Annotated in this window: 16 protein-coding genes and 1 other RNA gene; 14 read left to right on the top strand and 3 right to left on the bottom strand. The window is 58.5% G+C overall.

Annotated features, from left to right (window positions below; all coding sequences use genetic code 11):
• Positions 1 to 1,938: a ferrous iron transport protein B gene (gene feoB, locus ABRP95_RS08080; protein WP_284783633.1), complete on the top strand. Its 1,938-nt coding sequence runs from the start codon at positions 1 to 3 to the stop codon at positions 1,936 to 1,938.
• Positions 1,935 to 2,195, top strand: coding sequence for a hypothetical protein (locus ABRP95_RS08075; protein WP_023016941.1), 261 nt, complete (start codon positions 1,935 to 1,937; stop codon positions 2,193 to 2,195). The genes feoB and ABRP95_RS08075 overlap by 4 nt, the downstream gene beginning before the upstream one ends.
• Here ABRP95_RS08075 and hisN read toward each other — a convergent pair.
• Both hisN and ABRP95_RS08065 read right to left on the bottom strand, forming a co-directional pair.
• Positions 2,192 to 2,974, bottom strand: coding sequence for a histidinol-phosphatase (gene hisN / locus ABRP95_RS08070; protein ID WP_023025791.1), 783 nt, complete (start codon positions 2,972 to 2,974; stop codon positions 2,192 to 2,194). The genes ABRP95_RS08075 and hisN overlap by 4 nt on opposite strands.
• Positions 2,967 to 3,803: an inositol monophosphatase family protein gene (locus tag ABRP95_RS08065; RefSeq protein ID WP_284783631.1), complete on the bottom strand. Its 837-nt coding sequence runs from the start codon at positions 3,801 to 3,803 to the stop codon at positions 2,967 to 2,969. Before ABRP95_RS08065 ends, hisN begins: the two co-directional genes overlap by 8 nt.
• Before the next feature lie 60 nt (positions 3,804 to 3,863).
• Here ABRP95_RS08065 and prfB point away from each other — a divergent pair, with 60 nt between their 5' ends.
• Positions 3,864 to 4,967, top strand: a complete 1,104-nt coding sequence (gene prfB / locus ABRP95_RS08060; protein WP_284769985.1) for a peptide chain release factor 2 — start codon at positions 3,864 to 3,866, stop codon at positions 4,965 to 4,967.
• Between the two features lie 21 nt (positions 4,968 to 4,988).
• Here prfB and ABRP95_RS08055 read toward each other — a convergent pair whose 3' ends face one another.
• Positions 4,989 to 6,611, bottom strand: coding sequence for an AbgT family transporter (locus tag ABRP95_RS08055; protein ID WP_349839208.1), 1,623 nt, complete (start codon positions 6,609 to 6,611; stop codon positions 4,989 to 4,991).
• A gap of 120 nt (positions 6,612 to 6,731) precedes the next feature.
• On the opposite strand from ABRP95_RS08055, the gene ftsE reads away from it, so the two are divergent.
• The 11 genes from ftsE to ABRP95_RS08000 all read left to right on the top strand — a co-directional run bounded on the left by ftsE (position 6,732) and on the right by ABRP95_RS08000 (position 15,186).
• Entirely contained in the window at positions 6,732 to 7,430 is a 699-nt protein-coding gene (gene ftsE, locus ABRP95_RS08050; protein ID WP_023028469.1) for a cell division ATP-binding protein FtsE, read from the top strand.
• Positions 7,427 to 8,329 carry a permease-like cell division protein FtsX gene (gene ftsX / locus ABRP95_RS08045; RefSeq protein ID WP_349839207.1) on the top strand — a complete coding sequence of 301 codons (903 nt, stop codon included), beginning with the start codon at positions 7,427 to 7,429 and terminating at the stop codon, positions 8,327 to 8,329. The genes ftsE and ftsX overlap by 4 nt, the downstream gene beginning before the upstream one ends.
• Positions 8,330 to 8,373: 44 nt before the next feature.
• The gene (gene smpB / locus ABRP95_RS08040; RefSeq protein ID WP_023016945.1) at positions 8,374 to 8,877 is read left to right on the top strand and encodes an SsrA-binding protein SmpB; all 504 of its coding nucleotides are present in this window, start codon (positions 8,374 to 8,376) and stop codon (positions 8,875 to 8,877) included.
• Entirely contained in the window at positions 8,870 to 9,235 is a 366-nt protein-coding gene (locus tag ABRP95_RS08035) for a DUF488 domain-containing protein (protein WP_284769982.1), read from the top strand. Before smpB ends, ABRP95_RS08035 begins: the two co-directional genes overlap by 8 nt.
• A 66-nt stretch (positions 9,236 to 9,301) precedes the next feature.
• Positions 9,302 to 9,684, top strand: a transfer-messenger RNA (tmRNA) gene (gene ssrA, locus ABRP95_RS08030).
• A gap of 172 nt (positions 9,685 to 9,856) precedes the next feature.
• Positions 9,857 to 10,180 carry a DUF4288 domain-containing protein gene (locus ABRP95_RS08025; RefSeq protein ID WP_023025804.1) on the top strand — a complete coding sequence of 108 codons (324 nt, stop codon included), beginning with the start codon at positions 9,857 to 9,859 and terminating at the stop codon, positions 10,178 to 10,180.
• A gap of 395 nt (positions 10,181 to 10,575) precedes the next feature.
• A complete protein-coding gene (locus ABRP95_RS08020) occupies positions 10,576 to 11,343 on the top strand; it encodes an amidohydrolase family protein (protein WP_284785002.1) in 768 nt (255 codons plus the stop codon).
• A gap of 85 nt (positions 11,344 to 11,428) precedes the next feature.
• A complete protein-coding gene (locus tag ABRP95_RS08015; protein WP_410758117.1) occupies positions 11,429 to 12,421 on the top strand; it encodes a siderophore ABC transporter substrate-binding protein in 993 nt (330 codons plus the stop codon).
• Positions 12,422 to 12,489: 68 nt separating this feature from the next.
• The gene (locus ABRP95_RS08010) at positions 12,490 to 13,455 is read left to right on the top strand and encodes an ABC transporter permease (RefSeq protein ID WP_284769980.1); all 966 of its coding nucleotides are present in this window, start codon (positions 12,490 to 12,492) and stop codon (positions 13,453 to 13,455) included.
• Between the two features lies 1 nt (position 13,456).
• Positions 13,457 to 14,434 carry an iron chelate uptake ABC transporter family permease subunit gene (locus tag ABRP95_RS08005; protein ID WP_284770097.1) on the top strand — a complete coding sequence of 326 codons (978 nt, stop codon included), beginning with the start codon at positions 13,457 to 13,459 and terminating at the stop codon, positions 14,432 to 14,434.
• Positions 14,431 to 15,186 (top strand): iron ABC transporter ATP-binding protein, encoded by a 756-nt coding sequence (locus ABRP95_RS08000; RefSeq protein ID WP_284769979.1) that lies wholly within the window; start codon positions 14,431 to 14,433, stop codon positions 15,184 to 15,186. Before ABRP95_RS08005 ends, ABRP95_RS08000 begins: the two co-directional genes overlap by 4 nt.
• Positions 15,187 to 15,320: the final 134 nt, after the last annotated feature.

Raw genomic sequence — 15,320 nt, 5'->3', positions numbered from 1 at the left:
ATGGCACATAACTCCACGGCCCCAGCAAGCTGCCACAGTACCTCTAGTATGCGGATAGCGGCGGAAGGCACGCCAGTCCTGGCACTGGTGGGCGCGCCCAACTCCGGAAAATCCACCCTCTTTAACGCCTTGACCGGCGCGAAGGTCCAGACTGGCAACTGGCCGGGCACCTCCGTCGAGGTCAGCCGCGGGCTCTGGAATGCGCAGCCAGAGGCTTTCGACATCATCGACCTGCCCGGCGCCTATTCCCTGGACCCCATGAGCCCGGACGAGGCCTTTACCAAGCAGATGCTCATTGACTGCCCAGCGGACGAGCGCCCCGATGTCGTCGTGGTCCTCGTGGACGCAACGGCCCCGGCCCGCGGGCTCAACCTGGCGCTGCAAATCGCCGCCGAGCCGTACCGCGTCATCCTCGGCGTGACCAAGGAAGATATGGCCGAGCAGCAGGGCATTAGCATCGATACTGATGCGCTCTCCCGCGCTACCGGCATGCCAGTGGTCAGCGTTAATGGACGGCGCCGGCGCAACCTCGACGGGTTGGAAACCACCGTGGCGCAGGCCATGCGCGCCGAGCCAACCATCATCCGCCAGGATTCCGGCCTGGACCAGCGCTTTGCGGATCTCGATGCCGCCGAAAAAGCCGCGGTCCACCGCGTAGAGGTAGGTGAGACCCTCCCCCAACGCGTCGACCGCGTGGTGCTGCACCCGGTGGTGGGCCCACTGCTCTTCCTCGCGGTGATGTGGGCGGTCTTCTTCATCACCACCACGGTGGCAGGGCCCATGCAGGACGGGCTCGAGGACCTTATTACCGGTCCGGTCTCGGACGCGGCCCGCGCCGGGCTGGAAGCCATTGGCCTCGACCATTGGCTGATTACGGGCCTGCTTGTCGATGGCCTCATTGGCGGCGTCGGCATGGTCCTGACCTTCGCCCCGCTGCTGGCGCTGATGTTTCTGTGCCTGGCCGTGCTGGAGGATTCCGGCTACATGGCCCGCGCGGCGGTGGTCACCGATAGGGTGATGCGCTCGATTGGCCTGCCCGGCAAGGCCTTTATCCCCATCGTGGTGGGCTATGGCTGCAACGTGCCAGCGATTTCGGCCACGCGCGTGCTTGGCGATGTCCGCCACCGCATCCTTACCTGCCTGCTCATCCCGTTTACTTCGTGCTCGGCGCGGCTCATCGTCTTTATGATGCTGGCGCAGGTCTTCTTCCCCGATCACGCCGGATCGGCCGTCTTTGGCATGTACGTCTTATCCATCGCCTTGGTGGTTGCCGTGGGCCTGACGCTGCGGAAAACGGTCTGGCGCGCCATGCCGTCCGAGGCGCTCGTAATTGACCTTCCTTCGTATCAGCTGCCCACGCTCAAACTATCGGTCTCGGTTATGTGGGTGCGCTTGAAGGGATTTCTTCACACCGCAGGCGGCATCATCGTGGCCACGGTGGTGGTCATTTGGCTGCTCATGTCCATCCCAGTTACCGGTGGGCATTCCTTTGACGAGGAAGCCGTCCCGCCGGAGGACTCGGCGTATGGCGCGGTTTCAAAGGCGATATCCCCGGCCTTCGCGCCGGCAGGCTTCGATTCATGGTCCCTGACCGGCCCGCTGGTTACCGGCTTCGTGGCGAAGGAAACGCTGATTTCCACCTGGGCGCAGACCTACGCCGTCGATGACGTCACGGATGCTGATCCTGAGGAGCAGGCCGAGTCTTCGCTGGCCGATCACATCCGCAGCGATTTCGATGCCGCCTCCGGTGGGCACGGGCTGGCCGCGGTGTGGGCGTATATGGTCTTTCTCTTGGCCTATACCCCGTGCGTGGCTACGGTGGCCGCGCAGCGGCGCGAAATCGGCTGGAAGTGGACGCTCATCGGCTTTGTACTGCAGCTCGTCACGGCTTGGGTCTTGGCAGTCGGCGTCTTCCAGGTGCTGAGGTTATTCCTATGAGCCCTACAGACAAGGTAAAAGAAGCGATCCGCGGCGGTCACTCCACCCCCGCGGATATCGCCCGCGCGACGGGATTAGGGCAGGGGACGGTGGAAGTAATCCTCGCACATTTGGAGCACAGCGCGCAGCTCGTGCGCGAATCGCTGTCCTCGTGCCCCACGGGCGGTTGCGGAAGCTGCTCGCACAGTGACGGCTGCTCCGGCGCCGAGGGCGGGCGCCGTGAACCGGTCCTATTGAAGCTTTCGGCCCGCCCTTAATCCTGCAGCATCTGCAAAGCGGCCTTGTGCAGGCGGCCATTGGAGGCAATGGCTGATCCGCCGTGCGGGCCAGGATTGCCGGAAAGATCCGTAAACGTGCCGCCTGCCTCGGTCACCAGCAGGGAAGGGGCGGCGAGATCCCAGAGGGAGACCTCCGGCTCGGTGGCGATATCGACGGCGCCTTCTGCCACGAGGCAGTAGGACCAGAAATCGCCGTAGCCGCGCAGGCGCCACGTCTTATCCGTGAGGTTGAGGAATTTATCGCGCAACCCTCGCTCGGACCAGCCGGTCAACGAGCTCATGGCTAGGGAAGCATCCCCAAGTTTTTCGATCTGGGAGACGTGCAGGCGCTTTGGCTCGCCGCCAAAGACACGGTAGGCACCGGCGCCCTTAGCCGCATACCAGCGCCGGCGCAGGGCAGGGGCGGAGACCACGGAGACGACCGGTTCGCCGTCCTCGAGCAGGGAAATAAGCGTGGCCCATACCGGCACGCCGCGCACGAAGTTCTTTGTGCCATCGATGGGATCGATGACCCACTGGCGGCCTTCGTAGCAGGCCTGGCCGCCGAATTCTTCGCCTAAAACCTCATCGCGCGGGCGGGAGCGCTTCAGCGAATCGCGGATGTGCTTCTCGCAGTTCAGATCCGCATCCGACACCGGGGTCAGGTCCGGCTTTTCCTTCACGGAAAGGTCGGTGGCTTCGAAACGGTGCATCGTGACCACATCGGCGTGACCGGCTAACTCGAGCGCGAGACCTAAGTCTTCTTTGAATTTACCCACGGAGCCATTCCTCCATTTGTTGAACTACTTGTTTATTTCCGGCCAAGCACCACTCGACGCCACCGGCTTCTATCTTGCGGGCCGCACCACCGGCGGCCTCAATGAGAGCCTTGCCGGGGAACCAATCCCAATCTGCTATCGAGTGCTGCATCCAAGCGCCCCACGTACCTTCTGCCACGGAGGCCAAGTCCACCGAACCGGCACCAAGCATACGGACTGTAGCAAAGTTTTCGGTTACCCGCTGCCATGCAGCACGAATTTCTGGATCCGCGAGCGACGTGGGGTGCAGGTAGGACGAGAGCGAGATCTCCTCCGCGGGCTTATCTGCCAGCTTGGCGACGTCCTTGCCATCCAGCGAGGTGGGGTAGTCGCGCCCGCCAAACCAGGTATAGCCCATGGCGGGGCGGTGGACGGCGCCGAGGGCGACCCCGGAGGCATCGGTAAGCGCGAGCGCTGAGCACCAATAATCGGAGCCGGAGGTGAAATTATAGGTGCCATCGACCGGATCGATGACCCAATTGCGCCCGGACTGGGACTCGCGGGCGGTGCCTTCTTCCCCCACCAAGCCGTCCTCGGGGCGCACGGCCTCTAGCACGCCGGCGACGAAGCGCTCGGCGGCGCGGTCAGCATCCGTGACCACATCAGAAATAGAGGTTTTCTGCTCAACCGAGACGCCCATCTCGCGCAAGCGCCAAGCCAAGCGTCCGGCGTTATACACAAGCGCCTGCGCCAAATGGGCATCCCCATCGTCTGCATGCGCGACAATAAACGTTTTGATGACCGCATCGATCATCTCCTGCAAGCTTGGCTTTTGATCCATGCACACCATTGTCACCCTAAATCCCACCAATGGCTAATTCTGTGGGGTAGGTGGGTAAGATTGGGCCCTATGCGTCCCGAAGTAATCACACGGCTCAAGCAATTGGACACCACCCTGACCACTATTGAAAAGGTCATGGATCCGGAAGCCTTGGCTGCGCGCATTCGGGAATTAGAAGCCCAAGCTGGGGATCCCTCGCTGTGGGATGACCCCGAGCACGCACAGAAGGTCACCTCTGAGCTATCAAGCGCGCTAGCAAAGGTCCGCAAACTGGAGTCTTTGCGCGGGCGCTTAGATGATATGCCGGTGATGTACGAGCTCGCGGAGGAAGAAGGCACCGTCTCCGTTGCCGATGAAGACCTCGCTGAGCTGGAAAGCGCCATCGAATCCCTCGAGGTAACCACCATGCTCTCCGGGGAATATGACCCGCGCGAGGCCGTGATCAATATTCGCTCCGGAGCCGGCGGGGTAGACGCTGCCGATTGGGCGGAGATGCTCATGCGCATGTACACCCGCTGGGCTGGAAAGCACGACCATAAGGTGGATATTTACGATATTTCCTATGCCGAAGAAGCGGGCATTAAATCCGCCACCTTTGTAGTGCATGGGGAATACATGTACGGCCAACTTTCCGTGGAACAGGGCGCGCACCGCCTCGTGCGCCTTTCGCCCTTTGATAACCAGGGCCGGCGCCAAACCTCCTTTGCAGAGGTTGAGGTCCTTCCCGTGGTGGAGCAAACGGACCACATCGACGTGCCAGATAACGAGGTGCGCGTGGATGTGTACCGTTCCTCTGGCCCCGGTGGACAGTCAGTCAATACCACCGATTCCGCGGTGCGCCTGACCCATATCCCCACCGGCATCGTGGTCACCTGCCAGAACGAGAAGTCGCAGATCCAAAACAAGGCTTCTGCCATGCGGGTTTTGCAGGCAAAGCTTCTGGAACGCAAGCGCCAGGAGGAGCGGGCGGAGCTCGATGCGCTCGGCGCCGGCGGCAATGCCTCCTGGGGCAACCAGATGCGCTCTTATGTTTTGCACCCGTACCAAATGGTCAAAGACCTGCGCACCAATTTTGAAATGGGCGATCCCTCCAAGGTGCTCGATGGGGACATCGATGGTTTCTTGGAAGCCGGCATCCGGTGGCGGATACAACAAGAGCGCGGCGAGGATTAAACTCAACCGCGCTCTGCAGGCTTAAGCCGGGTAGTGCATCGGGGCGCCCGGCCCGAGCGGGATACCCAGCAGGTACCACACGATAAAGAAGATGAACCAGCCAACAATCATGGCGATGGAATACGGCAGCGCCAGTGACATCAGCGTGCCAACGCCCGCCGGCTTGTAGTAGCGCTGCAGGAAGGTCAGTGCCAAGGCGAAGTACGGCGACATCGGGGTGATGATATTTGTCGGCGAGTCACCGATACGGAAGAGCATCTGGGAAACCTCCGGGGAGATGCCCACGTACATCATCATCGGGACGATCACCGGCGCCATCAGTGCCCACTGCGCGGAACCTGAGGTAATGAACAGGTTGAGAACTGCCACCATGGCCACGAGCGCGGCGAACATCAAGATGGGCGGCAGCGACCAAGCCTGCAGCAGCTCAGAGCCCTTAATCGCGGTCCAGACACCGAGGTTGGACCACTGGAACCACGCCAAGAACTGGGCGACGGCGAAAAAGAGCACCAGCATGGGAACCAAGGCCTTAATGCCTTTAGCCATGAAATCTGGCACGTCCGAGGCGGACTTTAGCGTGCCGGCGTAGATGCCGTAGACGATGCCGCAGACCAAAAAGGCCAGGGCAATGGGAACCGCAATCGCGCTAATCAGCGGCGATTCCATGAAGCTATCTTCTTGGCTAGCGAGCGGGGAGCCCGGGATGAAGAGCAGGGCGAAGAATCCCGCGAGGAAGATAAGTAACGCGATACCAGAGGCGGCCAAGCCCTTTTGCTCCTCCGGCTTTACCCGCAGCTCTTCTTCTTCCTCGAAATCAACGTCGCTTTCCTCGCCGTCCTCGTCTGCGTCGTTATCGGCACCGGCGGCCTGGGAGAAGGAGACTTCCTCGTAATTAATCTTGTCGTGGTTGACCAGATCGCGGGCCTTTTTCACCATGAACCATTCCGTAACGGCGGTGATGATAAGGGACAGCACGATGGCGGATGGGATGACAAAGAAGATATTGGCCAGCGGGCTGACTTCATAAGCCTCATCCACAAACTGTGCGGCAGGAGTGGAAATACCGGCCAGCAGGAGGTCAGTGATGTTGAGGATCAGCGAGGCGTTGAAGCCTGCCGAGGACGCTGCAAAGGCCACCATGGCACCCACGATGGGGGAGCGGCCCACCGAGTGGAAGGCCATCGCGCCCAGCGGGATGAGGATGACATAAATGGCATCCGAAGCCACGGAACCAGTCACGCCGGCCAGCGCGACGATGAAGGTAAGGAACTTTGGGCTGACCTTGGTCACCATGGCGCGCACGAGCGCGGACAAGAGCCCAGACTGCTCGGCGACGGCCACACCCAGCATCACGGCAAGGATGACGCCCAATGGTGGGAAGCTCGTGAAATTTTCCACCGCATCCGTGACCATGCGCGAGATATTTTCGGTGGTCAGGAGGGATTCAACCTCGATGGTATCGCCGGATTTGGGATCCTCGGCGCTCATGCCAATCAGATGGCCAATCCAAGAGGTAATGGCGACGTTTATCGCGAGGATGACGAAGAGCCAGAAAGGATCGGGGAGTTTATTGCCGATCTTTTCTACGGTGCCTAAAAAGCCGCTAGCTTTCTCCGGTTTTTCTTTGGTTTTAGTCTCGGCCATAGTATCGGCACTTTCTGTCGATCGGGTCGGGCATCATTGCGCACCAGATTTTGTGTTCTAGACTACACTACTAAATAGCGTTCACAGGTTGCTGTCAACTTTGGTTGCTACAGTGGCGGGGTGATTACTTTCAATAACGTGACTAAGGTGTATTCCGCCCAGTCCCGCCCCGCGCTCGATGGGGTGTCTTTTGAGATTGCGGACGGTGAGTTTGCCTTCCTCATCGGCCCTTCAGGGTCCGGAAAGTCCACCTTTCTAGAGCTCATGGTGCGCTATAGCAATGTGACCTCAGGCGATATTTACTTCGGCGATTTTCACGTCAACGAGCTAAGCGGCAAGGATATCAACGCCCTGCGCCAATCCATTGGTTACGTATTCCAGGATTTTCGGCTGCTGCCCAAGCTGAACGTGTACCAGAATGTGGCGTTTGCCCTGGAGGTCATCGGCAAGAGCAAGCACCGCATCTCCACCGCGGTGCCGCAGGTACTGGAGATGGTGGGCCTAGAAAACCGTCATCACGCGATGCCACACGAGCTTTCCGGCGGTGAGCAGCAGCGCGTGGCCATCGCACGCGCCTTGGTTAATCGCCCGAAGCTGCTGCTTGCCGATGAACCCACGGGCAACCTCGATCCCGCCACCGCCGACGGGATCATGGACTTGCTGCTGCGCATCAACAAACGTGGCACCACCGTCGTGATGTCTACGCACAATTCCCGCGCCGTGGATAAGGCGAAGAGGCGCGTGCTGGAATTGCGCGATGGCACGCTCGTTCGCGATGAACACAACGCCGCCTATTCGGCGCAGGAGGAGCAGGCATGAAGCTAGGATTCATCTTCCGCGAGGCCAGCAAGGGCTTGGGTCGCAACCTGACGATGACCATCGCGATGATCATTACCACGGCCATTTCTGTCGGCGCCGTGGTTGCCGGCATTATGGTCACCAACCTCACCAAGGATACGAAGGAAATCTACTTGGACCGAGTGGAGGTTATGGTGCAGCTCAACGAGGATATTTCCGCCACGGATCCAAACTGCACCACTCCTGCCTGCGCGGATTTAAAGGAACAGCTGGAATCCGATAGTTCTGTAGAGTCCGTGGAATTTCGCAACCGGGAGGCCTCCTACGAGCGCTTCCGCGAGCTATTCCAGGACACCGACCCGGTGATGGTGGAACAAACCTCGCCGGATGCGCTTCCCGCAGCGTTGCACGTGCGCCTCGTTGACCCGGAGGAAGCCTCCGCCATCGATGCCGTGCAGGATAACCCGGCGGTAGAAGAGGTCGTGGATCAGCAAGAGGAGGTGCGTGAAGCGGCAAGCAACCTCGATTCCATCCGCGCCGCCACCTTCATCGTGGCCATCGTGATGTCCATTGCAGCTATCTTCTTGGTGGCCAATATGGTGCAAATCGCCGCCTTCCACCGCACCCGTGAGACCGAAATCATGCGCATGGTGGGCGCCTCGCGCTGGATGACGCAGGCGCCATTCGTGGTAGAAGCCGTGCTCGCCTCCCTTATCGGTGTGGTTCTTGGCGGCGCTGGGCTGCTCGTGGCGAAATCCCAAGTGATCGATCCTGCGCTACAGGGCCTGTATGAATCGCAGTTGCTGGCACCGATGAAGTCCAGCGATCTGTGGATTGCACTGCCGCTGGTGGGGCTGCTCGCTTTGGCGGTTACCGCTGCCACCGCGCAGATTACCCTGCGTTCTTATGTCCGCCGCTAAGCCGTTTGCCGGGTGTGGTAAACGAGCAGTACACTGAGGCAATTATGGCTAAAAAGGGCAAGAAGAATAAGAAGGCGGCTTCCGGGGACGCTACGCTTGCGACCAACCGCCGGGCCCGGCACGACTATAAGATCCTCGAAGAATTCGAGTGTGGCATCGTCCTGCTCGGCACGGAGATCAAATCCCTCCGGGAGGGCAAAATCTCGCTCAATGATGCCTTCGCCACCATTGATAATGGCGAGGTGTACCTGCGGAATTTACACATTCCGGAGTATTCGATGGGGTCCTGGACCAACCACAGCCCGCGGCGCACCCGCAAGCTCTTGCTGCACCGCCGGGAGATCGACAAGCTTTACGGGCAGGTGCGCAATGGCAATAAAACCCTGGTGCCGCTCAAGGTGTACCTCAAAAATGGGTACGCGAAGTTGTCGCTGGCGCTCGCGCAAGGTAAGCAGGATTATGACAAGCGCGAAGACATCAAGCGGCGCGACCAGAACCGCGAAATCACCCGCGAGCTCGGCCGCCGCGTGAAGGGGATTAATGCTTAAAACGGTAAAGGTTCACGATGCTGTCAAGGGTGAAGACTCCATTTCCGGGACGGGCGTTTTGGTAGACCGCCTGTGGCCGCGGGGCATCGCCAAGGCGGACCTGGACTATGACGAGTGGTTCAAGGACGTGGCCCCCAGCCCCGAGCTGCGCAAGTGGTGGAGCCATGACGCGGATTCCTTCGAGGAGTTTTCGCGCCGCTACCGCGCCGAGCTCGATGATCGCGAATCCGAAGAGCTCACCCAGTTGCTCTCCTTGGCAAAAGAGGGGGACCTGACGCTGCTCTTTGGCGCCGCCGACCGCAAGATTAACCACGCGGTGGTCTTAAAAGAGTGGCTGGAAGAGCACTTGGAGAAATAGAAGCGTCTGCGGTAGTGTTGGAACAACCGTAGGGAATGATGCACTATCCCGTCCCTACAGTGCTATGGGGTTGATTTGGTTTCGACTTCGTACACTGCGCCAGGGGAAGCGTGCCGGTGAAGGCTACCGACCACCGTTTAAGCGTCGTAGCAAACAAATAAACGCAGAGAAGAACTCTCAGCGTGACTACGCCCTCGCTGCCTAATTACAGCGACGCGTGTCTGTCAGCCTAGGTTTCGTTCCTGACCTAGAACCTGGCATCGACTAAGGAACTTGCCGTCTGGCTGTGTCATCAGGGCCAGATGGGACTCTTACTGGTGACTGGGCCCATCATCCGGTACGAGTTCGCCCGAACCGGAGGGCCGAGCAGAGATCATGTGCGAACTGCGCACGGAGAAGCCCTGGCAAGGTGACGAAGGACCCGGGTTCAAGTCCCGGCAACTCCACCGAGAGCCCCTCACCTGCATTTGCAGGTGAGGGGCTATTTTTATTCCGTATCAGTCATCGTGACTACTTGATCGGGGTACCAGATGAAAAACTTGTTAAACTCACGAACGTGAACACTTCCACGTTGTGTCAGCAGAGATAGGTTGCACGACCTCGACTAAGAGAAGGTGAAGCATGGAACCTTACGTAGGAATAGTGGTATTCGAGCTGTCTCGTGTCGGGACGCAAAAGAGCTATTTCCGTGAAGATTTTTATATCGTCTATGCAGATACGGACGAAGCTGCCTCGGAGCGTGTACAGGCGTTGGCGCATGCACAAGAAGACGAAGGAGACGCCGAACATGGCTCAGTAAAGGTTCGTCACATCGTAGATATTGCCCCTGCCTTGTATGGGACTGTGGAAAAGGACATTGACTTGTACTCTCGGCATTTCGCTTCACTCGAAGACTATAAGCGGTTCGAAATGAAGCTTGGAGGGACTAACCCCCTGAAAGATTAAATCAAGCTCAACGTCGAGGTTAGGCAGCTTTCTTAGCGAGTAGTGCTGGCTCCATTGCTTCGGCGATTGCTTCTAGGACGGGGAAGGGGGGGGATAGTTGACTTTTAGGCTAGTGCCATAGTCGACGGCTTGTACCCAATTGGATACTAAGCGTCCTTTACGTTAGTGAAATGTCCCAGATTCTCCCATCTATCCACACGGAACAAAATCTGGGACACTTCAGTACTAGGCTCAACTCTCGCCGCCCTGGTGTCCAGGTAAGTGACAGTTCGGCCAGTAACGTCCATGGCTTAGACGGGTTCAGTTCCCGGAAACTCCACCGAGAGCCCCAGCTGGATTCAGTTCTAGCTGGGGTTTTCTTATGAGAGTCCCCGCGCGCGGCTAGGGTAGTGGCCATGCAGCGAGTATTTGATTCCCACCTCCACATCATCGATTTTTCCCACCCCATTCAGGAAAATCAGGGCTATACGCCGCCGGAGTTTTTGGTTCCGGCCTATGACGTATGGCGCGAGAAGCTGCGCGGTGAGGGTTTTGATATCACCGCCGGCGCGGTCGTCTCCGGTTCCTTTCAGGGGTTTGACCAGGGGTATCTGGCAGAAGCCCTGGGGGAATTGGATAGCTTCGTAGGCGTGACACAGCTGCCTGCCGATGTCCCCGATGCCGAAATCCGCCGGTTGGATGGCTTGGGCGTGCGGGCGGTGCGCTTTAACTTGCGGCGCGGTGGCAGCGCAGCACGGGAGGACCTGGAGGAGCTCGCCTGGCGGATCTATGACCTGGCAGGTTGGCACGTGGAGCTTTATGTCGACGCGGCTACGCTGGGCGATATGGCCCCAGTGCTCAAGAAGCTGCCGGCCGTGAGCATCGACCACCTGGGCCTGAGCGCGCAGGGAGTAGACGGCCTCTTAGAACTTGTCGATGCCGGGGTAAAGGTCAAGGCCACCGGATTCGGGCGCGTAGACCTCGATCCGGGAGAGGTGGTGCGCCGCATTGTCGACGTTGATCCAACGGCGCTCATGGCGGGTACCGATTTGCCCTCGCAGCGGACGAGCCGGGTGTTTTCGGTGGACGATTTCCGGCTCATCGGGGAGGCGGCGGGGGTACATGCTGATGACGTTTTCTTCGCCAATGCAGCGCGTTTCTATGGGCTGGACGCTGTACTTTAGGAAAGGTTACCCTCAACCTTGATTGGTTAGGGTGACTTAAGATAAGTTAATGGGGCATTTGTTTCTCGTCTATAAGGAAAGCACAATGAAGAAAATTCATCGCGCTCTTTTGTCTGTCGTGGCTGTCGCCTCCTTGGCACTTACCGCATGTAGCACTGCGGAAGAAGAGGACCAGGGTTCGAATAAGGGGACATCGGAAAGCGCACTGCAGATCGAAGATAATAACGGCACCCACGAGCTGGACGTACCGTTCGAGCGCGTCGCGGTAACGGATAACCGCGCCTTCGAAATCCTAGCGGATTGGGACGTCAATATTGTCGCTGCCCCGCTTGGCATCGTCCCGGATACCCTCTCGGACAAGATCAATGAAGACACGATCGAGGCCAACCTGGGTATGCACCGCGAGCCCGACCTGGAAGCACTGGTTGCCGCAGAGCCGGACATCGTCATCAACGGTCAGCGCTTCACCCAGCACCAGGCCGATATTGAGGCTTTGATGGAAGATACCCCGGTTCTCGACTTCTCCCCGCGCGACGATAAGGACATGGCGGAAGAGCTCATCCGCCAGACCGAAGCACTGGGCAAGATCTTCGACCACGAAGATGAAGCAAAGAAGCTCGTTGATGACTTCAAGAAGGCCCTGGACCGCGCTAAGGACGCCTACGATTCTGAGAAGACCGTCATGGCCGTCAACACCTCCGGTGGCGACATCAACTACATCGCCCCAGGTAAGGGCCGCTTCTTTGGACCATTCTTTGACCTGCTGGGCATGAAGCCTTCCCTCGAGGTGGAAAACGCCAGCGATGACCACGAGGGCGATGACATCTCCGTCGAGGCAATTGCTGATTCCAACCCTGACTACATCCTCATCATGGACCGCGATGGTGCCGTGGCCAAGGATGAAGCAGGCTACACCCCAGGTAAGAAGCTGGTAGAGGATTCCGCGGCACTCAAGAACGTGACTGCCGTTAAGGAAGGCAAGATCGTTTCCGCTCCGCAGGATACCTACACCAATGAAAACATCATTACCTTCACGGAGACGCTCAACGCGATGGCAGACGCGTTTGAAAAGAACTAGCCACCACTAAAAACCGGAAACCGGAGGGATTTTGTGCCCTCCGGTTTTCAGGTGCGTAAAGGATAGTTATGGAAACCACCACCCGCACAAAGGTCTGGGATTGGAAGCTGGGCCTTGGCATACTCATCGTCGCCGCGTTGCTCGTTACCTCTTTGTTGACCGGGCAGTACGACGTTTTTGGCGCTGATGATGGCGCCGCCATGTTCGGCATTACCCGCTTACCGCGCACCATTGCCTTGGTGCTTGCCGGCGCGGCCATGGCCGTCAGCGGCCTGGTCATGCAGCTGCTTACCCAAAACCGCTTCGTTGAACCATCTACCACCGGCACCACGGAGTGGGCCGGACTGGGCCTGCTCTTCGTCATGGTCGTCGCACCCACGTCCTCGATTCTGGTGAAGATGATAGGTGCGGTGATCTTTTCCTTCCTGGGTACGGTGGTATTCTTCCTCTTCCTGCGCCGGGTGACCCTGCGCTCTTCGCTCATCGTGCCGATCATCGGCATCATGTTGGGCGCCGTGGTTTCTGCAATTTCGACGTTTTTCGCCCTGATGACCGATATGCTCCAGCAATTGGGAATCTGGTTCATGGGCTCATTTACCGCTGTATACAAGGGCCAATACGAGGTTTTGTGGATCGTCCTCTTGGTGCTGGTGGCGGTGTATATCTTCGCCGACCGCCTTACGGTCGTTGGCTTGGGCGAGGACGTGGCTACCAACGTCGGGCTGAACTATAATCGCATGTTGTTGCTGGGAACTGGTCTTATCGCCATTGCTACGGGCGTGGTCACCGTCGTTGTGGGGTCCCTGCCATTCTTGGGTCTTATCGTGCCCAATATTGTCTCCATGATGCGCGGCGACGACCTGCGTTCCAACGTTCCCTGGGTCTGCCTGCTGGGCATCGGCATCGTCACGGTGTGTGACCTGGTGGGGCGCGTCATCATCGCCCCATTCGAGATGCCGGTTTCGGTCATCCTTGGCGTCATCGGCGCCATCGTCTTCATCATCATGATTGTGAGGTCGACCCGTGCTAACTAAGATGTCCGCCCCGCCCAAGAAGTACTGGATCACCCTGGCCTGCGTATGGATCCTGGCTGCATCTTTGGCTTTTGCATACCTGGCCTATGGCAACCCGATGGAATTTGGTACGCGCAAGTTTTGGCTCATCGCCCAGCGCCGCGCCGATGCCCTCATCGCCATGGCGATCGTCGCTGTGTGCCAAGCCATGGCTACGGTGTCTTTTCATACCGTGACGAATAACCGCATCTTGACTCCATCCATCATGGGCTTTGAGTCGCTGTACGTTGCCATCAATACCGCGACCATTTTCTTCCTGGGGGCTAGTGGGCTTAACGATGCCCGCACCGTACCCACCTTCCTCATGCAAATGGCCGTCATGGTGGGGCTATCCCTGGTGCTCTATTCGTGGCTGCTGACTAATAGGAAGCAGAATATGCATGCGATGCTGCTGGTCGGCGTGGTCATCGGCGGTGGCTTAGGCTCGCTATCGACCTTCATGCAGCGCATGCTTACCCCTAGCGAGTTCGACGTGCTGACCGCGCGCCTTTTTGGTTCCGTCAATAACGCCGAATCCGAGTACTATCCCATCGCCATTCCAATCGTGGCCATCGCCACCACGCTTTTGGTGCTCAATGCGCGCAAGCTCAACGTGATTTCCTTGGGCGCCGATGTCAGCACCAACCTGGGCGTGAACCACAAAGCACACGCAATTTACACGCTGGTGTTGGTCTCGCTGCTGATGGCGACGACCACCGCGCTGGTAGGTCCCATGACCTTCCTGGGCTTTTTGGTAGCTACGCTGGCCTATCAATTCGCCGATACCTACGATCACCGCTACATCTTCCCGATGGCGGTGGGCTTAGCATTCCTCGTGCTCATTGCGGCCTATTTCCTCATGCAGCACGTATTTTCCGCCCAAGGCGTGGTGTCCATCATCATTGAGCTGGTAGGTGGCTCCGTGTTCCTGTTTGTCATTATGCGAAAGGGCCGACTGTGATCGAATTAAAGAACGTTTCTAAAACCTATTCCGCCGAGACCGCTATTGGTCCGCTCAACCTGACCATTCCGCAGGGAGGCATCACCGCACTGGTGGGGCCGAATGGTGCGGGTAAGTCCACAATGCTCACCATGATCGGGCGCCTGCTCGACATGGATGAAGGCAGCATCGAAATCGCCGGCTATGACATCCAATACAGCAAGTCCGCCGACCTAGCGAAAATCGTGTCCATCTTGCGGCAGGAAAACCACTTCGTCACGAAACTCACCGTGCGCCAGCTCGTGGGCTTTGGCCGCTTTCCCTATACCAAGGGGCGGCTTAATAAACACGATGAAGAGGTCATTTCTAAGTACATTCACTTCCTGCACTTGGAAGAATTGCAGCACCGCTACCTTGACCAGCTTTCCGGTGGCCAGCGCCAGCGCGCGTACGTGGCCATGGTGCTGTGCCAGGAAACCGATTACGTGTTGCTGGATGAGCCGCTGAATAACCTGGACATTTCGCACTCGGTGGACATGATGCGTCACCTGCGCGAGGCCGCCCAGGAGTTGGGGCGCACGGTCATCGTGGTTCTGCACGACATCAACTTTGCCGCCCGCTACGCGGACTATATCTGTGCTTGCAAGGACGGGCAGATCGTCGAATTCGGCCCGGCCGAGGACATCATGCGCGACGATATCTTGACGCCCATCTTCAATACTCCGGTGCGCGTTATCGATGGGCCTGATGGAAAGATCGCGTGCTATCACTAAAAACCAACGTTGGCCTGCGAGTTTGCGTTGTGTTGTGGGGTGGTATAAATTTTAGCGAGTCGCCGAGAGGTAGCCGGTTGGTTACTTTTTAGTGACTTTTTGTACTGACTTGGTTCAAGGATTTGACTTGGTTC

Source organism: Corynebacterium sp. KPL2895, from assembly GCF_040225815.1.
GTDB lineage: Bacteria > Actinomycetota > Actinomycetes > Mycobacteriales > Mycobacteriaceae > Corynebacterium > Corynebacterium rhinophilum.
Note: the sequence above shows the minus strand (reverse complement) of the source record. Positions and strands in the feature narration are given on the sequence as shown.